Source organism: Methanofollis sp. W23 (assembly GCF_017875325.1).
Lineage (GTDB): Archaea > Halobacteriota > Methanomicrobia > Methanomicrobiales > Methanofollaceae > Methanofollis.
Genome location: NZ_JAGGMN010000001.1, coordinates 2,434,592 through 2,455,936, shown reverse-complemented (window position 1 = coordinate 2,455,936; position 21,345 = coordinate 2,434,592). Strand labels below are relative to the sequence as shown.

General features: G+C 57.3%; 20 protein-coding genes. 6 read left to right on the top strand and 14 right to left on the bottom strand.

Translation table 11 applies throughout. From position 1 onward, the window contains the following. The first annotated feature begins 32 nt into the window (after positions 1–32). Positions 33–638 carry a cysteine peptidase family C39 domain-containing protein gene (locus J2129_RS10560; RefSeq protein ID WP_209630830.1) on the top strand — a complete coding sequence of 202 codons (606 nt, stop codon included), beginning with the start codon at positions 33–35 and terminating at the stop codon, positions 636–638. A gap of 87 nt (positions 639–725) precedes the next feature. On the opposite strand, the gene J2129_RS10555 is transcribed toward J2129_RS10560, so the two are convergent. The 4 genes from J2129_RS10555 to J2129_RS10540 form a co-directional block, all read right to left on the bottom strand. Next, a complete protein-coding gene (locus J2129_RS10555) occupies positions 726–1,535 on the bottom strand; it encodes a metal ABC transporter permease (protein WP_209630829.1) in 810 nt (269 codons plus the stop codon). Beyond that, the gene (locus J2129_RS10550; protein ID WP_209630828.1) at positions 1,532–2,308 is read right to left on the bottom strand and encodes a metal ABC transporter ATP-binding protein; all 777 of its coding nucleotides are present in this window, start codon (positions 2,306–2,308) and stop codon (positions 1,532–1,534) included. Before J2129_RS10550 ends, J2129_RS10555 begins: the two co-directional genes overlap by 4 nt. Then, the gene (locus J2129_RS10545; protein ID WP_348632317.1) at positions 2,305–3,138 is read right to left on the bottom strand and encodes a zinc ABC transporter substrate-binding protein; all 834 of its coding nucleotides are present in this window, start codon (positions 3,136–3,138) and stop codon (positions 2,305–2,307) included. The genes J2129_RS10550 and J2129_RS10545 overlap by 4 nt, the downstream gene beginning before the upstream one ends. 95 nt (positions 3,139–3,233) lie before the next feature. After that, on the bottom strand, positions 3,234–3,692 hold the full coding sequence (locus J2129_RS10540; RefSeq protein WP_245320739.1) for a metal-dependent transcriptional regulator: 459 nt from the start codon (positions 3,690–3,692) through the stop codon (positions 3,234–3,236). A 247-nt stretch (positions 3,693–3,939) separates the two neighbouring features. On the opposite strand from J2129_RS10540, the gene J2129_RS10535 reads away from it, so the two are divergent. From J2129_RS10535 to J2129_RS10525, 3 genes are all read left to right on the top strand, one after another. Then, positions 3,940–5,400, top strand: coding sequence for a DNA-directed DNA polymerase II small subunit (locus J2129_RS10535; protein ID WP_209630827.1), 1,461 nt, complete (start codon positions 3,940–3,942; stop codon positions 5,398–5,400). Between the two features lie 144 nt (positions 5,401–5,544). Further along, positions 5,545–7,587, top strand: a complete 2,043-nt coding sequence (locus J2129_RS10530) for a sodium-translocating pyrophosphatase (protein WP_209630826.1) — start codon at positions 5,545–5,547, stop codon at positions 7,585–7,587. An 879-nt stretch (positions 7,588–8,466) separates the two neighbouring features. Next, complete coding sequence (locus J2129_RS10525; RefSeq protein ID WP_209630825.1) at positions 8,467–9,411, top strand: magnesium transporter CorA family protein; 945 nt, start codon at positions 8,467–8,469, stop codon at positions 9,409–9,411. A gap of 330 nt (positions 9,412–9,741) precedes the next feature. Here J2129_RS10525 and J2129_RS10520 read toward each other — a convergent pair whose 3' ends face one another. Next, on the bottom strand, positions 9,742–10,143 hold the full coding sequence (locus tag J2129_RS10520) for a response regulator (protein WP_209630824.1): 402 nt from the start codon (positions 10,141–10,143) through the stop codon (positions 9,742–9,744). Positions 10,144–10,305: 162 nt separating this feature from the next. Here J2129_RS10520 and J2129_RS10515 point away from each other — a divergent pair, with 162 nt between their 5' ends. Together J2129_RS10515 and J2129_RS10510 are read left to right on the top strand one after the other, a co-directional pair. Beyond that, positions 10,306–10,899 carry a MarC family protein gene (locus tag J2129_RS10515; protein WP_245320738.1) on the top strand — a complete coding sequence of 198 codons (594 nt, stop codon included), beginning with the start codon at positions 10,306–10,308 and terminating at the stop codon, positions 10,897–10,899. A gap of 37 nt (positions 10,900–10,936) precedes the next feature. After that, the gene (locus J2129_RS10510; RefSeq protein WP_209630823.1) at positions 10,937–11,524 is read left to right on the top strand and encodes a MarC family protein; all 588 of its coding nucleotides are present in this window, start codon (positions 10,937–10,939) and stop codon (positions 11,522–11,524) included. Positions 11,525–12,253: 729 nt separating this feature from the next. Here J2129_RS10510 and pdxT read toward each other — a convergent pair. The 9 genes from pdxT to J2129_RS10460 form a co-directional block, all read right to left on the bottom strand. After that, the gene (gene pdxT, locus J2129_RS10505; RefSeq protein WP_209630822.1) at positions 12,254–12,823 is read right to left on the bottom strand and encodes a pyridoxal 5'-phosphate synthase glutaminase subunit PdxT; all 570 of its coding nucleotides are present in this window, start codon (positions 12,821–12,823) and stop codon (positions 12,254–12,256) included. Beyond that, on the bottom strand, positions 12,813–13,709 hold the full coding sequence (gene pdxS, locus J2129_RS10500) for a pyridoxal 5'-phosphate synthase lyase subunit PdxS (RefSeq protein ID WP_209630821.1): 897 nt from the start codon (positions 13,707–13,709) through the stop codon (positions 12,813–12,815). The genes pdxT and pdxS overlap by 11 nt, the downstream gene beginning before the upstream one ends. Positions 13,710–13,729: 20 nt before the next feature. After that, positions 13,730–14,650 carry an adenosylcobinamide-phosphate synthase CbiB gene (gene cbiB / locus J2129_RS10495; protein ID WP_209630820.1) on the bottom strand — a complete coding sequence of 307 codons (921 nt, stop codon included), beginning with the start codon at positions 14,648–14,650 and terminating at the stop codon, positions 13,730–13,732. After that, on the bottom strand, positions 14,632–15,150 hold the full coding sequence (locus tag J2129_RS10490; protein WP_209630819.1) for a hypothetical protein: 519 nt from the start codon (positions 15,148–15,150) through the stop codon (positions 14,632–14,634). Before J2129_RS10490 ends, cbiB begins: the two co-directional genes overlap by 19 nt. Positions 15,151–15,153: 3 nt before the next feature. Further along, positions 15,154–15,336, bottom strand: a complete 183-nt coding sequence (locus tag J2129_RS10485; protein WP_209630818.1) for a methytransferase partner Trm112 — start codon at positions 15,334–15,336, stop codon at positions 15,154–15,156. Beyond that, positions 15,333–16,343: an adenylosuccinate synthetase gene (locus J2129_RS10480; RefSeq protein ID WP_209630817.1), complete on the bottom strand. Its 1,011-nt coding sequence runs from the start codon at positions 16,341–16,343 to the stop codon at positions 15,333–15,335. Before J2129_RS10480 ends, J2129_RS10485 begins: the two co-directional genes overlap by 4 nt. 1,190 nt (positions 16,344–17,533) lie before the next feature. Then, positions 17,534–18,697: an aminotransferase class I/II-fold pyridoxal phosphate-dependent enzyme gene (locus tag J2129_RS10470; protein WP_209630815.1), complete on the bottom strand. Its 1,164-nt coding sequence runs from the start codon at positions 18,695–18,697 to the stop codon at positions 17,534–17,536. 8 nt (positions 18,698–18,705) lie between these two features. Then, the gene (locus tag J2129_RS10465) at positions 18,706–19,197 is read right to left on the bottom strand and encodes an Lrp/AsnC family transcriptional regulator (protein ID WP_209630814.1); all 492 of its coding nucleotides are present in this window, start codon (positions 19,195–19,197) and stop codon (positions 18,706–18,708) included. 5 nt (positions 19,198–19,202) lie between these two features. After that, positions 19,203–20,486 carry an ORC1-type DNA replication protein gene (locus J2129_RS10460; RefSeq protein ID WP_209630813.1) on the bottom strand — a complete coding sequence of 428 codons (1,284 nt, stop codon included), beginning with the start codon at positions 20,484–20,486 and terminating at the stop codon, positions 19,203–19,205. Positions 20,487–21,345 lie beyond the last annotated feature (859 nt).

Below are 21,345 nucleotides of genomic sequence, written 5' to 3'. Positions count from 1 at the left end.
GGACCACCATGGAAAAGGCATATATAAAATCAATGAAATCCGAGGCCACTGATCCACCCAGGCCCCTGACCGCACGAGGGAAAGACACCCAGACGATCCTCCTGACGATCGTCTTCCTCATCGCCCTGACCTCTGTGGTCATCGGGATAGCGGTCGCCTATGCCTTCCCTGAACTCTTCCTGAAGAACACCCCGCCAGTTGCAGAAGGACTGACCGGAGTCCCAGACGTGCGACAGAGCGACGGAGAGGGATCGGCCGCTGCCTCTTTTCAGGCCGTGATGGCCTATTATGGTCTTGACCGCGGGGAACAGGAATGGCGCGAAGCGATCGGTCCGGTGAGTGGGACAGAGAAGACGACGGCATCACTTGCAACCACGGCCAGAGAAGAGGGGTTTAACGCGGAGGTGAGAGAAGGGATCGGGACCGAAGAACTGACGGCCATGGTCATGGAAGGCGTCCCCGCCATCGTCCCTCTTGAAGGAGAAGCATATGTCGTGGTCGTCGGGGTAGAGGAGGAGAGGATCGTCTTCGAAGACCCGGCAGTCTTCGGCGGACCGACTCACCTGAAGACCGATGAGTTCATGGCACGTTGGACCGGAGGGACCGCCGTCGTAATTACAAACACGTACCCCGAATGAGATGGCCGCCATCGGATCATACCCAGAAAATAGAACAAAATATTAATTTTTTACCCTGTGCGGACCGATATCTTGTAGATCCAGAATTCACGACGAGGGCGCAAGGGCCTTGCCGCCCATCACCGCCCCATAGACGGCGACGCTGATGAGGATCACCGTCGCTCCCGAAGGCACATCAAGAAGCGACGAGAGCACAATCCCTCCGCTCGTGAAGACCGCACCCAGGAGCACAGCGAGGGCCATCATCTTCCAGAGCCTGCCGGTGACCTCTCTTGCGATCGCGGCCGGGAGGGTAAGGAGGGCGATAACCAGGATGATCCCGACGACCTGGATGAGCATCACCACAGTCAGGGCGATGAGCACCAAGAGGAGGAGATAGATCCGCTCGACCCGGAGGTTCATCACCCGTGCATATTCTTCGTCGAAGGTGACGGCGAAGAACTCATGGTACAGCAGGAAGACCGTCCCAAGGATGAGCAGATCAAGAAGGGCCATGACCAGAACCTCATCTGAAGGGACAAGGAGGATGTTCCCGAAGAGGTAGCCGAAGAGATCGGGAGCGGTGCCTGGCGCCAGATAGACAAAGAGGATCCCGAGGGCCATCCCCCCCGACCAGAGGGCACCGATGAGGGTGTCGAGGTGCTGGTGGCGGCGCAGGGAGAGTTCACCCATGCCGAGGGCCGAGGCCACCGTGAAGATCCCGGCGCCAAGGAGGGGTTCGACCCCCAGGAAATACCCGAGCCCGATCCCGCCGAAGGCGGCGTGCGAGACCCCCCCCGCAAGGGCCACCATCCTCTTGACGACGACATAGGTCCCGATGACGCCGCAGGCAACACTGGCGAGCAACCCGGCCATCAAGGCGTTTCTGAAGAACTCATAACCAAAGATCTCGATCATCGGCGTCCCTCCTGCCGGTGTTCTGGAAAGACCCGGTGCGGGATCCCATGGGCGATGAGGTCGATCGGACACCCATAGGCCGCCTCGATCATGTCTGGCGTGAGCTCTGGAGAATCATGCGTATAGAGATGCCTGTTGAGACAGGCAACCCTGGTCACTCTGGAGGAGAGGACACCGACGTCATGGGTGACAAAGACGATGGTCATCTTCTCGCGGAGGGCATCCAGGGTCTTCATGAAGTGGTCTTCAGTGGGCGAGTCGATGTAGACCGTCGGTTCATCCAGGATCAGCACTCTCGGTCTGGCGGCAAGGGCCCTGGCAATGATCGCCCGCTGCTGCTGCCCCCCAGAGAGCCGACTTATCTCCCGCTCCGAAAGGTCGGCGATCCCCATCATTGTCAGGGCCTCTTCAGCCATCTCATGATCTTCTGAACTATAACGTCTCGGAAAATTCGTGAGATGCCCGAGTCGCCCGGAGAGTACCATCTCCCCCACCGTCGCCGGATACGAGAAGTCGAAGGTACGGTACTGCGGGACATACCCGACAAGATGACGGCATTCCTGCGGACTGCCCCCCAATACCTTCACGCTCCCTGCCGCCGGGCTGACCAGTCCAAGGACGGTCTTGAGGAGAGTGGACTTCCCCCCGCCATTCGGCCCGATGATCGCGTAGAAGTCTCCCTCTTCAATAGAAACCGTAATGTTTTCAAGAACCCGTTTTCCGCCGAGGTCGACGGTGACACCCAAGAGTTCGATGACTGGGGTTCCCTTCATGCCGACCCTGCAAATGCCCCGGCCACATGGCGCATGTTCTCAAGATACTCCTTTTCCAGGGGACTGACCAGGACGACCGATCCATTGATCTCTTCGGCGACCACATCAGCACTCCTGGTGGACTGCTCAGGCGAAGCAAAGACGACGCTGATATTTTCCGTTCTGGCCTGGTCGATGAGATGCTGCAACCCCTGGGGAGTCGGTTCCTTGCCTTCGTCCTCGATCGGGACGATATCCAGCCCATAGTCCTGACCAAAATAACTCCATGCCGGATGATAGACCAGGACCACGGTCCCCTCCTGACCTTCAAGGATGGCAGTAAGCTCGGCATCAAGATCCTGGAGTTCATTGAGATACTGGTCACGGTGTGCCTCATAGATCATTTTTCCCTCAGGATCGACCGCAACCAACCCGTCACAGATATTGCGCACCATGGTCGCGGCATTCCTGGGAGAGAGCCAGATGTGCGGATCGCCGTCGACGACTTCGACCCCTTCAGAACAGTCGACGACGAGCATCTGGGAGTTCAGTCCGGCAATCTTTTCCATCCAGGCATTCTCGACCTCCACGCCCGACCCGACTTTCGCATACATCGCCGCCTCGCCGAGTCTGGCAAGCTGTCCTGGGGTGGGTTCATAGGTATGCGGGCTCTCACCTGGACCGACAAGGACCATCACATCTACCCGGTCACCACCGACCGCCTCTACAAATTCTGCCTGCGGCGGGATGGTCACGGCGACCAGCATCTTTTCGTCTGCGGTTTTTTCCCCCTCACCGAGGCAACCTGCAATGAATATAAAAGCCAGGGCAAGCACTATAGCGCAGAGCACCTGACCTGCATATCGTATCTCTGAGATCTGAGACTCCTCCTGAAATTTGGTGTGCACCCAACTATTGCAGGCGCCCTATATACGCCTTCCGCGGCTCAGGGTTCGTCAGGGCAGCAAGAATGATCGTGTTCAATAGGCCCGCACCCGCTCATCACCGGGTGGCCGAGGGAGGCGCAGATCCGATCGACGAGATCTTTTGAGACACAGGCCTCGATCTTTCCTGCTTCAAGACAGGCCTCCTCAGCGGAGAGACCAAAACGACTCAGGGCAAGCGAGACGATACGATGTCTCCGCACCAGGAAACGCGCATATTCCTCCCCATTCTGTGTGAGATAGACACCCCGGTACGGATGGTGCTCAAGATACCCGGCATCGGCCAGATCGGCCACCGCCTTCGTCGCCGTGGACGGGGATACCCCGAGAGAGGCGGCGAGTTCGGTGGTGCGTGCCGACCCCCCCACCATATAGACTGTTTTAAGATATTCCGCCTTCCTTGCAGGGAGTTCAGAGCCGTCGATCTCCACCATACATCCATAGTCTGGTCTGGCCGGCATAAAAGTTTCCCCCATACCAAATTTCAGAGCATGAGCATATTCCTGAGTTGCTGGGGAGTGCGGCGCGGTAAAATCCGGGATGACCCTCAGGTCCATGTGTGGTTCTACAGAACCGGCAGTTCATTGGATCACCCCTCTCACAGCAGAGGAACGATCAGGTCATGAGCATGCCGTCCTCTGTGGAGAGGGGTGGTGAGATCTGATCCATGCAAAGGATTGATCACCAGGGATCACCTAAAGATCACCAATGCTCTGCGACGAGGAGATCGTCGCCAGGTTCCTGGACGCCTCTTTTCAGGTCACCCAGGACGTGGTGGACTTCATAAAGGAACAGGACGACCCCGGCCTCATCGATCAGATCATCGCTGGAGCACCTCAAAATTCCTTCGTGATCGATGGCACTTCAATAGCCCCTGTGAGATCTGCACACACCCCGAAAAAACTCCGCGACGGGACCAGGTTCCTGACCGACCCCACAATCGAGGTTCTCCAGGGGAAAGAAAATACCGCCAAAGGGATCAGAGACTTCGAAGAGTACGTAAACTACTTCAAAGACCGCTACACCAGACACTCAAGGATCATGCGGGGCCGGATCCAGCCAATGCCCATCGAAGCCCTCGGAAGAAATGGGAGGTATCGGGACGAGGAGATCTCCTTCACCGGGATGGTCTCTGAGATCAGGAACAGTGCCAAAGGCAACAAGATCGTGGAACTTGAAGACCCCACCGCCACCATGCGGGTGCTCTTCAACAAATCCAGGGACGGGTTTGAAGAAGCAGAAAAGATCCTCCCTGACGAAGTGATCGGAGTCAAGGGCAAACTCTCCAATGACGGGAACATCTTCTTTGCCGACACCCTGATCAGGCCCGACATCCCGATCAACAACGCCCCCTTCCGATCAGAGCGTCCTGGCAAGGTGGTGCTGATCTCAGACGTCCACGTCGGTTCAGACACCTTTCTCGAAGACGCCTGGCACCGCTTCTCAGACTGGATCTCCGCCCAGGACGATATTGCGTACCTCCTCATCGCCGGCGACATGGTCGACGGGATCGGGATCTACCCCAACCAGGACAAAGAACTGGTGATCACCAATATCTACGAACAGTACCGTGCCTTCGGCGAGATGCTCTCAGTCCTGCCGGAGAGGATCACGATCGTCCTCTCCCCTGGCAACCACGACGTGGTCCGCGGGGCCGAACCGCAACCGGCCATCCCCCCAGAGTTCAGGGAAGGATATCCCCCGAACTGTATCTGGGTCGAGAACCCAGCACTGGTCAGTCTCCAGGGAGTCAGGGTGTTGATGTACCATGGCCGCTCCTATGACGACATGATCGGGATGATCCCTGGGGCGTCATACCGCCACCCCGAAGAGATCATGGAGGAGATGCTGAAGCGCCGCCACCTCGCCCCGACCTATGGCATGCGGACCCCCATCGCCCCAGGGAGGACCGACAGTCTCGTCATCGATCCAGTACCTGAAATCCTCCATACCGGCCATGTCCATATCTCCGGGATCAAACGCTACCGCGGAGTTTTAATGGTCAACGCAGGCACCTGGCAATCGCAGACCGCCTTCCAGAAACAGATGAACGTCGAACCCACCCCGGCACAGGCAGTCGTCGTCGACCTCCAGACCCTGGAACCAAAAGTCATCGACTTCTCAGATCCCTCGCCCGGCCTCTCAACAGAGATAATCCACAGAAATTAAAAGGCATTCTCCGCACCCCACCCAGGACCTCCAGACCGCCGTACCAATAAAATCGCTCTCTTTTTATCATTGGAACATCAGATACATAGAGGAACAGCAACCGGGTTTTGATACGAAATTCATCGCCCGGAGGATAGAAAAAACATGGATCCAATCGTGTACCTGGCACCTCTGTGCGCTCTTCTCGGCCTCCTTTTTGCAGGCTACTCCTACATGAGAGTCAAAAAGGAAGGGGAAGGCACTGAGGTCATGAAAAAGATCACCGCGGCGATCCACAACGGGGCTATGGTCTACCTGAACCGGCAGTACAAGGCCATCGCTGTGTTTGTCGTGGTGTTAGCCATTGTCATTGCATTGCTCCTGCCAAACGGCATGCTTACTGCAGGCTGTTTTGTGCTCGGCGCCGTGCTCTCGGCAACCGCAGGCTATATCGGCATGTTCACTGCAACGAACGCAAACGGCAGGACGACCAACGCCGCCCGTCGAGGCATCGCCGAGGCCTTCAAGGTCTCTTTTGCAAGCGGCAGCGTCATGGGTATGTCTGTCGTCGGTCTCGGCCTCTTCGGGCTCTCCATCGCCTTCATCGGGCTCACCACCTTTATGCCCGGGATGGAACAGGCTGATATCGTGAACATCCTCGCAGGGTTCTCCCTTGGTGCGTCTTCGATCGCTCTTTTCGCCCGTGTCGGCGGCGGTATCTTTACCAAAGCTGCAGACGTCGGTGCCGACCTCGTCGGCAAGGTCGAGGCAGGCATCCCTGAGGACGACCCCAGGAACCCGGCCGTCATTGCAGACAATGTCGGCGACAATGTCGGCGACATCGCCGGGATGGGTGCAGACCTCTATGAATCATATGTCGGCTCCATCATCGCGACGATGCTCCTCGGCGCTGCAACTGCGGCGACCTTCTTCCCCAACATCGACCAGATGAACGTCATCCTGCTCCCGGTCGTCATCGCCTCGGTCGGGATCATCGCTTCCATCATCGGTTCCTTATTTGTCAGGACAAACAGGGCCGATTCGAGCGCCATCCACATGGCCTTCAACAAGGGTCTCCTTGTCGCGCTCCTCCTCGTGGTGGTCGCCACCTACTTCATCACCAATATGCTCCTCGGCGAGTACGGGTTTGGGGTCTTCATTGCCACCATCTCTGGTCTCATCGCCGGGTTCCTCATCGGTCAGATCACCGAGTACTACACCTCCTTCGAGCGCAAACCCACCCTCGAGATCGCACGGTCATGCCAGACCGGGTCTGCGACCAACATCATCACCGGGTTTGCGAAGGGTATGGAGTCCACGCTCTTCCCGGTGATCATCATCGCTATCGCGATCTTCTTCGCCTACCAGTTCTCCGGGCTGTACGGCATCGCCATCGCCGCCGTCGGTATGCTCGCCACCCTGGGTATCTCCCTTGCGGTCGATGCCTACGGACCAGTGGCCGACAATGCTGGCGGGATCGCTGAGATGTCCCACCAGGACCCTGAAGTCCGCGAGATCACCGACACCCTCGACGCCGTCGGCAACACCACCGCCGCGATCGGCAAGGGCTTTGCCATCGGGTCCGCGGCACTCACCGCACTTGCCCTCTTCTCGGCCTACGCCCACGCGGTCAGCCCAGCCAGCGGGACCATCGCCATCGACATCCTTGACACCCCGGTCTTCATCGGGCTGATCATCGGTGCGATGCTCCCATTCCTCTTCTCCTCCATGACCATGATGGCCGTGGGGCGTGCGGCCTACGAGATCGTCGTCGAGGTCCGTCGCCAGTTCAAGGAGATCAAGGGGTTGATGGAAGGGAAGGCAGACCCCGACTATGAGTCCTGCATCACCATCTCCACGCACTCTGCCCTCAAAGAGATGATCGCACCCGGTCTCCTTGCCATCGTTGCCCCGATCCTCGTCGGGCTCGTGCTCGGCAAGGGTGCCCTCGGCGGTCTGCTCGCGGGTTCACTTGTCTCAGGGTTCATGCTCGCCATCACCATGGCCAATGCCGGTGGTGCCTGGGACAATGCCAAGAAGTACATCGAGATGGGCAACTACGGCGGCAAGGGCTCTGACGCCCACAAGGCCAGTGTCACCGGCGACACCGTCGGTGACCCGTTCAAGGACACCTCGGGCCCGTCCATCAACATTCTGCTCAAGTTGATGTCCATCGTGGCCGTCGTCTTTGCCCCGATCTTCCTCTAATCTTTTTTTTCTTTTTAGAGTCCCGGATTCCTGCTATCCGCGTGTAAAAAATTAGTATGAAGCAGGCCTGAGAGAAAACCAGTACAGATGTCTCGTCGTTTGATCTCTCTTTTTCAGGACTGAAGAACCGAAGGGGATCTTGTTCCATCGCCGACCCCACTATCCTCGTTGTGGAGGAACGAACAAAGGGAGTCGAGAAGATCTCTGGTTCTCAAGTCCGGGGGGCGCAACCCCCAGGCACAAAATAAGGATGAAGATTCTACAATATGGGCAGCACGCCAGATCGATCATCACGCCTTCCCACATGCTTACGCGGGGAGGCGCTGCTCCCGGACCCCCGAGATGAAGATAGGGCGAGGAAGGCAGAGAGGCAATTATTCAGAAAGCATCTCTGTTCTTTGCGTATGGACCGCGACTGGTGCAGAAAAATCTCCATCAAAATCTCAAGGGTCGATATTTGGGATCATTTTCATGGAAGTCATCCCAAAACTCTCCTGCCCTCCCCTTCCCAGAAGATAGCAGTAGAGATGGTGAGGAGATCCTCCCCTTTTCGGTGTGCCCCCCTGCGTTCATGCCTTCCCACACCACCGCGCCAGGGGCGCTGCCAGGGGGATGAAGAGAGAGACAGGAAGGCACAATAGATGACCATAAAGAGGGAGAGGCAGTCCTCGCCCTATCGGGTGGCGGGTGCGAGCGAAGCGACCATGAGAAGATCTCTGATCTTCAAGCCATTGAAAAAATCGGAGGGTTTCGAACGGCACGCTCACCATTCCCCTCCAGAGAATCAAACCCATCGAGTCTCTCCAGACCCAAAAATCCTCATTGGCCACCGCCCCATCACCTTCATCTGCGATCAGGGCAGATCAGAACCAGGGACGCATGCTCAGGATTTTTAAGACACGTCAGGACACAAGCGGGACATATATCGAACGACTCGACGTCATCGAACCAGGGTCATGGCTTCTCTGCACCGAACCCAAAGAGGGCGAGATCACCCGCGCCGCAGGAGTCATGGAGATGGCCCCCGAAGACATCAGGGCCGCCCTCGACGAGGAAGAACGGCCGCGGATGGAAAGCGAAGAGGGGAGAACCCTCATCATCATCGATGTCCCGGTGCGGATTCCAGGCGAACCTACCGGCACTTTCTCCACGGTCCCGCTCGGGATCGCGATCAATGACCAGTATATCCTGACCATCTGCCTCCAGGAGGTCCCCATCCTCCAGGACTTCATCGACGGCAAGGTCAAGACCTTCTATACCTTCAAAAAAACCAGATTTCTCCTCCAGATCCTCTACCGGAACGCCTCCTATTATCTCACCTACCTGCGCCAGATCGACCGGCGTTCCTCTGAAGTGGAAGAGCGTCTCCATGCCTCGATGCGCAACGAGGAACTGATCCAACTCCTGAACCTTGAGAAGTCCCTGGTCTACTTCTCGACCTCGCTGAAGAGCAACGAGGTGGTCCTCGAAAAGATCCTGCGCTTCAAACCGGTACGGATGTTTGCAGACGACGAAGACCTTCTGGAAGACGTCATCATCGAGAACAAGCAGGCGATCGAGATGGCAAACATCTACTCCAACATTCTTTCAGGAACCATGGACGCCTTCGCCTCGATCATCTCCAACAACCTCAATATCGTGATGAAGTTTCTCGCTTCCATCACCATCGTCCTCGCGATCCCGACGATGATCGCAAGTTTCTATGGGATGAATGTCGGACTCCCATTCGCCCAGAACCCCATGGCCTTCGGGATCATCATCGTCTTCTCGATGGTGATCTCAGCGCTCCTGGCTCTGGTGCTTGTCAGGAAAAAGATGCTGTAATGGCTCAATAGAAACCTTCGTCTCTTCCTGGTTCAAGTATGATTCAGCCGCCTTCCCCCCTATTCTCGCCTGGGACGCTGCCCTGGGATCCCCAGGGTGACTATAGGGGCGGGGCGATACGCATGGACAAAGATGACAAAGGGGTTGCATTCCTCGACTCTATCGTGTGGCGGGGGTTCAGGGGTGCACCCCCTGGCGCGATTCGAGGTGAGAAGGCACGTGATCAGAAGGCCACCCTGACAGATCTATGGGGGTTTCTACCGAACCGAAGAGAACGAACTCTTCCGTTCACCCGCATTCTGGTGCCGAGCGTGTGTTTGTGACACGACACTAACGCAAGGACGCGAGGGCTACTGCCGCACGGACCGCATGAGCAAGTTCGACCAGTTCTGCCCTGGTCCCCACTCCTTTTCGTACATAAAATGAAGCACCTGCGGCAAGGGCGTCCTCAAGAACCGAGTCGCGCCCCATCCCCGTGTACAGAACCCCGGGAACCTGGAAACCTTGCGCCCGCAACGTCTTGAAGAAGGTGACCCCGTCCATCCCCGGCATCTGACAGTCTGAGACGACGGCGTCGAACTTCCCTGCCGGCAGAAGGTCAAGCGCGACGATTGCAGAGGGGGCGGTGGTGCAGAAAAACGCCTCTTTCCCCTCAAACCACTCTTTCGTCCTCTCCAGAACCTCAGGATCATCGTCAACAAGGAGGACCTGGAGACGCTCGTTCCTTATCATCTTTCTATTATGAGAGAGACGAAGTGAAAAAATTCGCTCTGGTTGCGACTGCCCCGGCGCTCCTCCACCCGGTGCTCCTGATCGAACGGCGATCCCGGCCTCCCCTGAGGGGCGGCAGAATCGATCTCTGAAAAGTATTTCTCCAGGCATTGAGTACAAAATATGATGGACACCCCCCTCTCTGTCCTCTTCTATGCATTCGCCACGCTCTTCATCATACTCGACCCCCTCCTCTCCATCCCGATCTTTGTCGGGCTTACCGAGGGGTGCCGCCCTGAAGAGAAGGCACAACAGGCCTGGTTGGCAGTCAGAGTCGCCGGAGTTATCCTCACGGTCTTCCTCCTCTTCGGACTCACGATCTTCGACCTCCTCGGCATCTCCCCCGCGAGTTTCAAGGTGGCGGGCGGGATCCTCCTGCTCATCCTCGGGATGCAGGTGGCGCTCGGGGTCGAATTTCCTCACGACCTGAAAGCAAAGCAAAATATCGCCGGCGTCCTCATCGGCACTCCGCTGCTCTGCGGACCAGGGGCGATCACGACCATCACCCTTCTCTCGACCAAGTGCGGGATCCCCATCACTGCCGCCGCCCTTGTGCTCTGTCTCGCTGTCACCTGGCTTATCCTCAGATATGCCGCGGACATCCTCCGCATCCTCGGCGAGACGGTCACCGACATCATGGGGAGAGTGCTTGGCATGTTCCTCGCCGCAATCGCCGTGAAACTCATCGCCGAAGGAGTGACCGGGCTCGCCATATAGAAGAGATTGAGGAGATTACAGATCAAATAATATTACTATGGAAGAAATAATTACGACCTTCCTGTATGTTTTTGCGACTCTCTTCATCATCTTACACCCGGTCCTCGTGATCCCGACTTTTATCGGGCTCACAAGAGGGTACGATCGTGAAGAGAAGACGCGGCAGGCAGGGATCGCCGTTGCCGTCGCCGGGGGACTCATGATCATCTTCCTCATCATCGGACTCCCCATCTTCGATCTCCTAGGGATCAGCCTCTCGAGTTTCGAAGTAGCAGGCGGACTTCTTCTCTTAATCATCGGAATGCAACAGGCGCTCGGGATTGAATATTCACCTGATTCCACAGGGCGACAGAAAAATGTTGGGGTGCTCATCGGCACCCCACTCATCTGCGGACCAGGGGCGATCACGACTGTGATCCTCCTCTCGACAAAGTGCGGGGTGCTCATCACCCTCCTAGCCCTTCTCCTCACCCTTGCCCTCACCTGGCTCACCCTCAAGTATGCTGAGGTGATCCAGCAAATGCTTGGCGAGACGATCAGTGGGGTTCTGACCAATGTCTTCGGGATGGTCCTTGCAGCCCTCGCGATCACCCTCATCGCCGAGGGGATAGAAGGACTGATCTAGGGGTCGGGTCGACACCAAAACGCGAAGACCTTTTTTTGAAATTTTGAGTTGAACAGAAACCACCGGTCCAAGCGTACGCGATCGACCATTGTCCGGAATAAAAGACGGTGGATAATATTCTCCAAAACGGGACCGCAGATCAGATCGACCTGCCTTCCTGCAACACCATCCCCGGGGCGCTGCACCCGGACACCCGGGATGAAGATAAGGCCGGGGAGGCACCGTCAATGATCACGAAGAGGAGAGAGCCGTTCCCTGTCAATCTTCATCAACGGAGTCTCCAACAAAATATTCAAACACCGGAGCGTTCTGGGATCTACTCCAGGAGGTCATCCCCAAACTCTCCAGGCCTCCCCCCCCAGAAGATAGCAGTAGAGATAGTGAGGAAATCCTCCCATTTTCGCTGCGGATCCATGCATTCATGCCTTCCCACACCACCGCGCTGGGGGCTCTGCCCCCAGACCCCAGGGATGAAGATAGGGACGGGAAGGCAGAGCGATGATCAGGAACAGGAACACGAGATGGGATCCTCCACCAATCTTCATCGGCGTGGGGTCAGGGGGGTGCGAGCGCCAGCGAGCTTGAGAAGATATTTGATCTTCGAGCGGCGAGCCCCTCGGTGGAGGAGAGAGTGTAAAAACTCAGGAAGAATGCACTTCAGTTCAGAGAGATATTCATCCCAAGAGAGTTTTGGAATATGCTCCAGAAGAAAAAACTCAAAAAAATTGTTCAGAGGGCATTGAGGAACATCTGGTGAAGACGGAGATCGCCACCGAGTTCAGGATGGAAGGAGAGGACCATATGTTTCCCGCTCCTGACCCCAACGATCCCCTGCTCGGTCCTGGCGATCACCTCGACACCAGAACCTGCAGCCGTCGCCATCGGGGCCCTGATGAAGACCGCGTGGAAGAGTTCATCAAGTCCTTCGACCTCGAGGTCGGCCTCGAAGGAATCGCGCTGCCGCCCAAAGGCGTTGCGCTCGACGGTGATATCGACGATGCCGAGAGGTTCAAACCTGGAGTCATCGATCTCGGTCGCGACCAGCACCATCCCGGCGCAGGTCGCAAAGATCCCGCCTTCGAAAGATCGGATCGCCCCATGAAGGCCGCTCTCGGCGATCAGGCGGGCAAGAGTCGTCGACTCCCCGCCTGGAATCGCGAGGGCGTCGCAGCCCTCAAGGTCGGCCGGCACGCGGACCGGCACGACCTCGCCGTCCCCTCCAAGAGCGACCTCAAAGGCCCGGATATGTTCGCTCACGTCCCCCTGCAGGGCAAGGACGCCGACCCTCTTACCAGCCACGCTCCTGCAGCCTCTCTTCTCCCTTGAGTTCGTGGATGTCCAGGCCCTTCATCGGGTCGCCGATCCCGCGGCTCACCTCGGCGATGACCTTCGCGTCGGTGTAGTGATGGACGGCCTCGACAACGGCCTTTGCCATCTTCTGGGGGTTGGTCGACTTGAAGATCCCTGAGCCGACGAAGACCCCGTCCGCGCCCATCTGCATCATGAGAGCAGCGTCGGACGGGGTGGCGATCCCGCCCGCGGAGAAGTTCACGACCGGGAGACGGCCCATCTTCGCCGTCTCGGCAAGGATCTCGTAGGGGGCCTCGATCGCGCGCGCGCGGGCACGGAGTTCCTGCTCGTCCATCCCGACAATCTCCCTGATCTCGCCCTGGATCGCCCGCATGTGCCTGACCGCCTCGACGACGTTGCCAGTCCCGGCCTCGCCCTTTGTCCTGATCATCGCCGCACCCTCGTTGATCCGGCGCATCGCCTCGCCGAGGTTGCGGGCGCCGCAGACGAATGGGACCGTGAACTTCGACTTCTCGATATGATACTCCTCGTCTGCCGGGGTGAGCACCTCGCTCTCATCGATCATGTCGACGCCGACCGCTTCAAGCACCTGGGCCTCGACAAAGTGACCGATCCGCACCTTGCCCATCACCGGGATGGAGACAGCGTCGATGATCTCGATGACCTTCTCGGGGTCGGCCATCCGCGCCACCCCGCCAGCCTTCCTGATGTCGGCCGGGACCCGCTCAAGCGCCATGACCGCAACGGCGCCTGCTTCCTCAGCGATGCGTGCCTGCTCGGCGTTCACCACATCCATAATGACCCCGCCCTTCTGCATGGACGCAAAGCCCCGCTTCAGGAGTTCGGTGCCGTACCTCAGTTCCTCAAGTTTCATTATTCCTACCTATTGGACAGTCAACCCAATAAAAATAGTGCGATGATCCCAAATGAGCAAAATCCAAGCGTGATGCCCCGGACCGCCCGGATAATATCCTGGCCGCCGTCAACAAGCCGGCGATCGCCAGGGCCGATGGTGTAGACCCCGGGCTTGACAAACTTCACCCCGGTCCCCCCGGCGATGACCCCCATCGGCCACCCGCCATTGGGACCTGGGCGCTCCCTCCGATCGGCGCGGAGGGTCTGCCACGCCGGGATGAACCGTCCCTTCACCCCGAAGTAGAGGAGCCCCACCAGCGCGGTCAGCCTCGAAGGGACGAGATTTGCAAGGTCATCGGCCCGCGCCGCCCACCACCCGAGCCTGACCCGTTCGTCAGGATACCCGAGCATCGCGTCCATGCAGTTGACCGCCCGGTACACCGCCGCCGCGGTCAGCCCGAATCCCAGAGGGGCGAAGAGGAGGAACCAGAAGAGCGGGGCGACCACCGAGTCTGAGAGATTCTCGGCCACCGATTCATAGGCCGCAGAGCGGATCTCCTCGGCACTCAGGGCGGCGGTGTCTCGGGAGACCAGCATCCCGGCGGCCTGCCGTCCTTCCTCGAGTCCCCCAGAAGAGAGAGCCACCTCGACGGCGGCGGCGTGCTCCTCAAGGGAGCGCCAGGCGAAGGTCACCTTGAGGAGAAACGGCGAGACGAGGAGGAGGACAAGAGAAGGAAGATAATTCTCGGCTACCCAGAAGGGGAGGGCAAAGAGAAAGACCGAGAAGGTCCAGAGCACGACCCCTGCCACCCGCTGGAGAGAGAGGGGATAGCGCCCTGGGCGTCCCCACCACCCGACAAACCGCCCGAAGAGGGCGACCGGATGGAAGGGCGTATGAGGATCCCCGACCAGGCGGTCAAGGATCAGGGCAGAAAGAAGTGTCAGGACCGCAGGAACCACGCCGAAAGCACTCCTGCAATCAGGAGAAGGAAAGCCGAAGCCTCAAAGGCAGTGAGCCCGGTCCCGATATAGATAACAAAGAGGAGGACCGCCATAGTCACGATCGCAAAAGGGACCACCGGAAGTCTTGGCGGAACCTCTGGTTCTGGTGGTATTATTACCGGCTCTTCTCCCTTGGGAACCGGAGGTTCACGGACATAGACCAGGATATCAGAGCGATTTGCCCCATACCCGGTGATCACCTGGAGCGTAAAGGTACCAGGGAAGATGTCGTTCCTGAGATAGACCGGGACGTCCTCGCCATGTTGCAAAAAAATATTTTCATGGACAAAATCAGTGAAACGACCACCATCTGGTGCTGATATGGTGAGATGGAGGGGAGAACCCTCATTGAAGAGGTTCAGTACGAGCGTGTCCCCTGGTCCAACTTCCACCGAGGCAGGCAGGTCTATAGAATTGATTCTATGCCTGTTGAACCGGATCTCACAGGGGACGTCCATACTTCAGTCCTGATCAGCAGGGGGGAGGAGATTGGGGATCCCTTCCCTGATAGGGTACTCAACCTTGCACGCGCTGCAGAAGAGGGCCCCCTCGATGATATCGTCGTCTTTCTCCTCAACCACCCTGAGTTCAAGGTCACCCTTGCAGACTGGGCAGCAGAGGATGGGGAGGAGCGAGCGTTTCACAGTTCATCCCTCACGTCGATGATCTGGGAGAGTTCGGGGCCGGTCGAGATCAACCCGATCGGAGCGCCGATATCCTTCTCCGCCTGCTCAAGGAACTCAAGGGCCTTCGGAGTGAGGTCGTCGTACGAGGTCACGCCAAAGCAGGCCGGGTCGACGTGGTCGATCCCGGTGATCGCGGCGATCGTGCATCCGTTGATCATCGCTGAGTACCTGGCCATCTTTCCGTCCCACCCACCGATCCTGCGGAGACGATGGGTGACCGTGCCGAATTCCTGGAACCCGAGCGTGTTCGATTCTGCTGCGGTCATCTCGGTCTGGAAGGGACCCTCGCCGACCCTGGTCGGGTAGGCCTTGAAGACGACGACGACATCGTCGATCTTCGTGGGACCCACCCCATTGTCGGCCGCGATCTGGGAGGCCGAGGTGTCTTTGCTGGTCACATACGGATAGGTGCCATAATACAGGGAGATCCCGAACCCCTGGGTTCCTTCGAGGAGGACGTTCTCGCCGCGGTTGATGGCCGCATTGACATCTTCCGCCACGTCGATGATATATGACGAGAGTTCTGGGACGTCTTTCGCCTGCCTTGAGGTCCGCAACACCCGGTCAGAGTTTGCAGGCCCGCACCCGGTTCCGGTCGATCCGATCTTCTTGGCCAGGTGATCGCTGCCGCGGTCGCGTGCTACATGCTCTTCCTCGATGACGCCGCAGCGCCCGTCCACAAAGACGCGGCCGTCGACGCCGAGGAGGTCGATCTCCTTGAGGAAGACTCTGGGGTCGACGAGCACTCCGCTCCCGATACAGAGTTTTGCGTCAGGATAGACGAAACCCGACGGGATCATCCGCACGCCGTAGTTCTGGTCTCCAACGGTTACGGTGTGTCCGGCGTTCGGGCCCACGCCTCCTCTCGATATAATAGAGGGATGGTCCTGGTGGGCAATATGCGCGACGATTTTGCCCTTTCCTTCATCCCCAAAAAATCCTCCGACAATGATGGTGCACGACATGTCTATATCATGTAATTTGGGGCGATACATGATGATAAAAGTATATCCTCAGGGGCCCCGACTCCTCACTTCTGGTCACCCATCTCCTCTCCTGATCCCGAGAGAGACCGTCTGATAGTGCAGTAAAAGGGAATGTGCAGGATGATATGAACGGCCATCAACATCATGAAGGCAAAGCCCATGATCGTATGGAGGACCACCCACTCCCCCGTGTTACCCTGAGAAACACCCTGAGAGTAGTCGCGCCGGTCCCGGCATGGACCCATCCCCATCCCCATCCCGCGCCACCCCTTCCAGGATGATGGTAGGGAGATCCTCCCCTTTTCGTTGCGCACCCATGTATTCATGCCTTTCCACACCACCGCGCCAGGGGCAGCGTTCCCCGGGATGTGCTGGCCGCCCCCCGGGCCCCTGCCGATGAAAATTGGCGGAGGATCACATCTCATCTTCACGTCCCTATTGCCATCCATAAATCCGGTGGAGGGGAGAGTTCTGAATTTCAGGAAGGAAAGCCTTCAGTTCAAGATGATGGTCGCGTCTCATGGAGGTTCGGGATATACTCGAAATGAATGCACGTCCAGAAGATACCCATCAAGACTGTGCAGAGCATCTGTAGGATCCTCATATCTCAAATATGGAGAATTCAGCATGCACCCGGGACTCATGCATACGCAATTGAACATGAGTGTGGGTCTCTGGATCGTGCACTGATCTATGGTCCTCTTTGGGAGAGAGAGAGACCTGCAGGAATCACTGGATGGCCACCCCCCCTCTCCTCGTCGCGGGGGTCCAGGGGCACAACCTCCCGGGGCGATCGATGGGGGAAGGCGATTGAATACCCTCCCACCAAAAATCGATGGGAGATCTCTACAGGCGCTGGGAATCTTCCCTTCTATATGAATATACCCGACCGGGCCCAGATCAGATCGACATCTCTCCTGAACTCGCAGAACCAGGCGACGAGAACATTCTTCAAAATCATACACCTTCACTCCACCCCAAGAAGGGTTTCCACTCTAAAAAAAGCCCCAAACATCTCACACCCCAACACATCTCAAGAATAAAATATAATGAGTAATATCGATATCTCCAGTGGAAACAAGGGGGTCCAGCAGGCTGGAATTGTCAGACAATGGTCATACAGAACAGATCAGGATCAGATGAACCGGCAAAAAAAGATCGCGCGGATCTTAGCCGCGGAGATTGGTGACAAACTCGCCCATCCGATCGACTGCGACTGAAAGGTCCTCACGACTCGTGGCATACGAACACCTGATATGCCCCTTCCCGGCCGGGCCAAAGGCACTGCCAGGCACGACCGCGACTTTCTCCTCCTTCAGGAGTCCTTCGGCAAACTCCTCGTCTGTAAGCCCGGTCGCCTTCACCGAGGGGAAGGCATAGAAGGCACCCTGCGGCATATGACACTGCAGCCCGATCCGGTTCAGCCCCTCGACAAAGAGGTTGCGGCGGAGACGGTACTCGCGGACCATCTTATTTTTGTCCTCTTCTGCCTGCCGCAGAGCCGCCAGCGCAGCCACCTGGCCCATCACTGGGGCGCAGAGCATCACATACTGATGGATCTTCAGGGCGGCGTCGCAGATCTCCTTGGGAGCGCACAGATACCCGATACGCCATCCGGTCATCGCATAGGCTTTGGAAAAACCATTCAGCGTGATCGTGCGCTCACGAAGTTCGTCAAGCGAGGCCGGCGAGCAGTGGGTCCCCTCATAGGTGAGTTCAGAGTAGACCTCGTCTGAGATGAGGAGGAGGTCGTGGTCTACCAGGATATCGGCAAGTGCCTGGTAGTCGCTCCTGTCCATGATCCCGCCGGTCGGGTTGTTCGGGTAATTGAGGAGGATCGTCTTGGTCTTCGGAGTGATCCGCTCCATCAATGCCTCAGGAGTCACCTTGAATCGGTCCTTCTCCAGACATGGGAGCGGGACCGGGCGACCACCCGCCAGGGTAACGCAGGGAGCATAGCTGACATAACTCGGGTCCATAACGAGGATCTCGTCACCGGGATCGGTGACCGCCCTGATCGCGATGTCGACCGCCTCTGAGACCCCGGTCGTCACGATCATCTCATCCTCGGCCGAATAGGCGGTGCCATACCGGCGCGCCAGGTCGGCGGCAAGGGTCTCGCGCAGGGCAGGAAGGCCCCTGTTCGAGGTGTACGAGGTGACTCCCTGCTCGATCGAGTAGATCCCCGCCTCGCTGATATTCCATGGGGTTGAATAGTCTGGTTCGCCGACCCCAAGGGAGATGACGTCGTCCATCCCAATACAGAGGTCAAAGAATTTTCTGATCCCTGACGGAGGGATCTCCCTGGCCCGTTCAGATATAAAGTCCCGCATCTGTCACCTCAGAATGAGTACGGGAGACGCTCCCCGGCGATCCGCTCATCGTACGGCGTCCCATTCTCCTTATAGGTCTTCATCACGAACTGGGTCGCGGTCTCGGTGATCTGCTCCATGGGGGCGATGTGCTCTGAGACAAAACGGGCGACCTCCTGCATCGTCCGCCCGGTGACGACGACGATAAAATCATAGCGCCCTGAGACCAGACGGAGAGTCTTCACCTCTCTGAACCGCGCGATCCGCTCGGCGATCTTGTCATAGCCGTAATTGCGCTCAGGGGAGACTTTCAGGGCGATGATCGAGGTGACCGCACCGTCACCGGCTTTTTCCCAGTCGATGACCGCGCAGTATTTTCTGATGACCCCTGCTGCCTCCAGCGCCCTGACCCGGTCCTCGACGTCATGTGCAGGGAGCTCTACCATGGTTGCCAGTTCTTCGATCGGAACATGGCTGTTTTCCTCCAGGATATAGAGGATCAAACGATCTTTGTCATCCATTGCAATCACCGAAACGATGCCTTCAGGCGGTTGAGGTCGACCTGGGCGAGACGTTCCTCAGAAAGCCTCGGGTCTTTCGCGAGCACTTCCTGTATTTTCTTCGTGTTGCTGTCAAACCACATCTCTTTTGTCCTTCCATATCGGCCTTTCGAGACGACGCGGGTGTTGATCACCCCGAGCATATTTAATTCTGAGATAAGATCAGTGATCCGTCGATGGGTGAGGGGGTCGATGTTGACGATCCGCGAGACCTCGCGGTAGACCCTGGTCACCTCGCCAGAGGTGAAGATCTTCTTGTCCATCTGCTCGAGGAGGAGCATCGAGTAGAGCACGACCTTGCTCTGGGTGGGCAGGGTCGAGATGCACTCGATCATCGAGTCGGTCTCGATCTTCTCAAGGGCCATGCGCACGTGCTTCTCCTTCACCTCTGCAGCGTTCTCGCGGTCTGCAAGTTCCCCTGAGACGCGGAGGAGGTCGAGGGCGCGGCGGGCGTCCCCATGTTCCTGGGCGGCGAAGGCGGCACAGAGCGGGATGACCCCTTCTTCAAGACTTCCTTCGACAAAGGCCATCTCAGCGCGCTGGGCAAGGATGTCGCAGAGCTGCGGGGCATTGTATGGGGGGAAGACGATCTCCTCTTCAGAGAGAGAGGAGAGGACGCGGGGGTCGAGGAAGTCGGTGAACCTGAGGTCATTGGAGATCCCGATCATCGAGACCTTCGAGCCCTGGAGGTCGGCGTTGATCCTGGTGAGGTTGTACAGGGTCTCGTCCCCACTTTTTTTGACGAGTTTGTCGATCTCGTCGAGGACGATCACGAGCACCCCCCCGGTCGCCTCAAGCTGGTTCTTGAGTTCGGCGTACACCTGGTCGGTCGGCCACCCGGTCATCGGGATGTGAGCGCGGGCGCGGTCACTTGCGGTAGCATCCAGGTCCTCAAGACTCTTGGCGATCTGGGCGAGGACACGGTACTGGGTGTCGATCACCTCACAATTGAGGTGGACCACCCGGCACCCGGTCCCGACCCCGGCGCCGACCTTCTCAAGTTCGCTCCCGACGTACCGGACGCAGGCAGTCTTCCCTGTCCCGGTCTTCCCATAGATGAGAATATTCGAGGGAGTTTCGTCCTTGATGGCAGGGGCGAGGATGGAGGCGATCGCATCGATCTGGGGGCGCCTGTGGGGGAGGATCTGTGGTCGGTATGAGTGCCTGAGCACTTCCCGGTTCTTGAAAATACGGTTGTTGCTCAGGAATTTCTGGAAGAGACCAAGGGGTTGATCATCATTTTCAGACATAATATCAACTGCAGAGCGAGTAGAGTAAACACTAATCTCATGGTGGGGAGGGGATATAACCCCTTTGTTTCCATTGGAGATAACCTATAAATATGATCCTCTTTTCTGAAAAATCAGCCTGATCTCGCATGATCACAAGCGATCACCCCCACCCCTTTGTTTCGATTGGAAACGCAAGGAAAACAGGATCCTGTTTTCCTTTTATACAGTGAAAAACAGCTTGTGGTATGGTTCGCGACTTGTACTATATATCCGATCTGATCAGAGATCAGAGATCACGCTGATCTGGTCAGATCATGATCAGTGATCAGGGATCGGCGCGTGATCTGATCGTAGATCTCTTCTCTGTGATCCAGCAGATCAATTCTCCAATAGATTTCAGATCAAGGATCAGATTGGATCCTGATCATGGATCCAGGATCATCTCGATCTGAAATCATAGAGATCAAGGAATTGTCGGGATCAAAGAATCATGGAGATCCAGAGAAGTGAGAATCAGAGATCAGTATGATCTGCACTCATAGAGATCGAGGGGTAGAGGGATCAAAACAGATGGGACTCAGGGATCTCAGGAATCAAGGATCTTGAAAATCAGAGATCCTGAAAAATCAAAGGTCATGATGACCTATCACCAGGGAGGTCAAGAATTACAAAGGTCATAAAAATCATAACAATCGAAAATCATGACTGTCGAAAATCGCGGAGATGACGATCAGGGATCAAGATGAAGGGGTGATCTGTGGTCTCCGTGATCAAAATATCTGGGGATCAGGGGAACTGGGAGGGTCAGGAGAACCAGGAGGATCAGGGTGATCTCTGATCACAGGGATCTCTAGAGACTGATCACAGGGATCTCATA

Bases quoted from the DNA above. Each gene is read 5' to 3' on its own strand.
- J2129_RS10480 (WP_209630817.1), bottom strand. From the start codon at position 16,343: ATGTCGTGCACCATCATTGTCGGAGGATTTTTTGGGGATGAAGGAAAG.
- J2129_RS10515 (WP_245320738.1), top strand. From the start codon at position 10,306: ATGATGGACACCCCCCTCTCTGTCCTCTTCTATGCATTCGCCACGCTC.
- J2129_RS10535 (WP_209630827.1), top strand. From the start codon at position 3,940: ATGCTCTGCGACGAGGAGATCGTCGCCAGGTTCCTGGACGCCTCTTTT.
- J2129_RS10550 (WP_209630828.1), bottom strand. From the start codon at position 2,308: ATGAAGGGAACCCCAGTCATCGAACTCTTGGGTGTCACCGTCGACCTC.
- J2129_RS10460 (WP_209630813.1), bottom strand. From the start codon at position 20,486: ATGTCTGAAAATGATGATCAACCCCTTGGTCTCTTCCAGAAATTCCTG.
- J2129_RS10555 (WP_209630829.1), bottom strand. From the start codon at position 1,535: ATGATCGAGATCTTTGGTTATGAGTTCTTCAGAAACGCCTTGATGGCC.
- J2129_RS10520 (WP_209630824.1), bottom strand. From the start codon at position 10,143: ATGATAAGGAACGAGCGTCTCCAGGTCCTCCTTGTTGACGATGATCCT.
- J2129_RS10540 (WP_245320739.1), bottom strand. From the start codon at position 3,692: ATGCCGGCCAGACCAGACTATGGATGTATGGTGGAGATCGACGGCTCT.
- pdxS (WP_209630821.1), bottom strand. From the start codon at position 13,709: ATGAAACTTGAGGAACTGAGGTACGGCACCGAACTCCTGAAGCGGGGC.
- J2129_RS10525 (WP_209630825.1), top strand. From the start codon at position 8,467: ATGCTCAGGATTTTTAAGACACGTCAGGACACAAGCGGGACATATATC.
- J2129_RS10470 (WP_209630815.1), bottom strand. From the start codon at position 18,697: ATGCGGGACTTTATATCTGAACGGGCCAGGGAGATCCCTCCGTCAGGG.
- J2129_RS10560 (WP_209630830.1), top strand. From the start codon at position 33: ATGAAATCCGAGGCCACTGATCCACCCAGGCCCCTGACCGCACGAGGG.
- J2129_RS10530 (WP_209630826.1), top strand. From the start codon at position 5,545: ATGGATCCAATCGTGTACCTGGCACCTCTGTGCGCTCTTCTCGGCCTC.
- J2129_RS10490 (WP_209630819.1), bottom strand. From the start codon at position 15,150: ATGGACGTCCCCTGTGAGATCCGGTTCAACAGGCATAGAATCAATTCT.
- J2129_RS10510 (WP_209630823.1), top strand. From the start codon at position 10,937: ATGGAAGAAATAATTACGACCTTCCTGTATGTTTTTGCGACTCTCTTC.
- J2129_RS10465 (WP_209630814.1), bottom strand. From the start codon at position 19,197: ATGGATGACAAAGATCGTTTGATCCTCTATATCCTGGAGGAAAACAGC.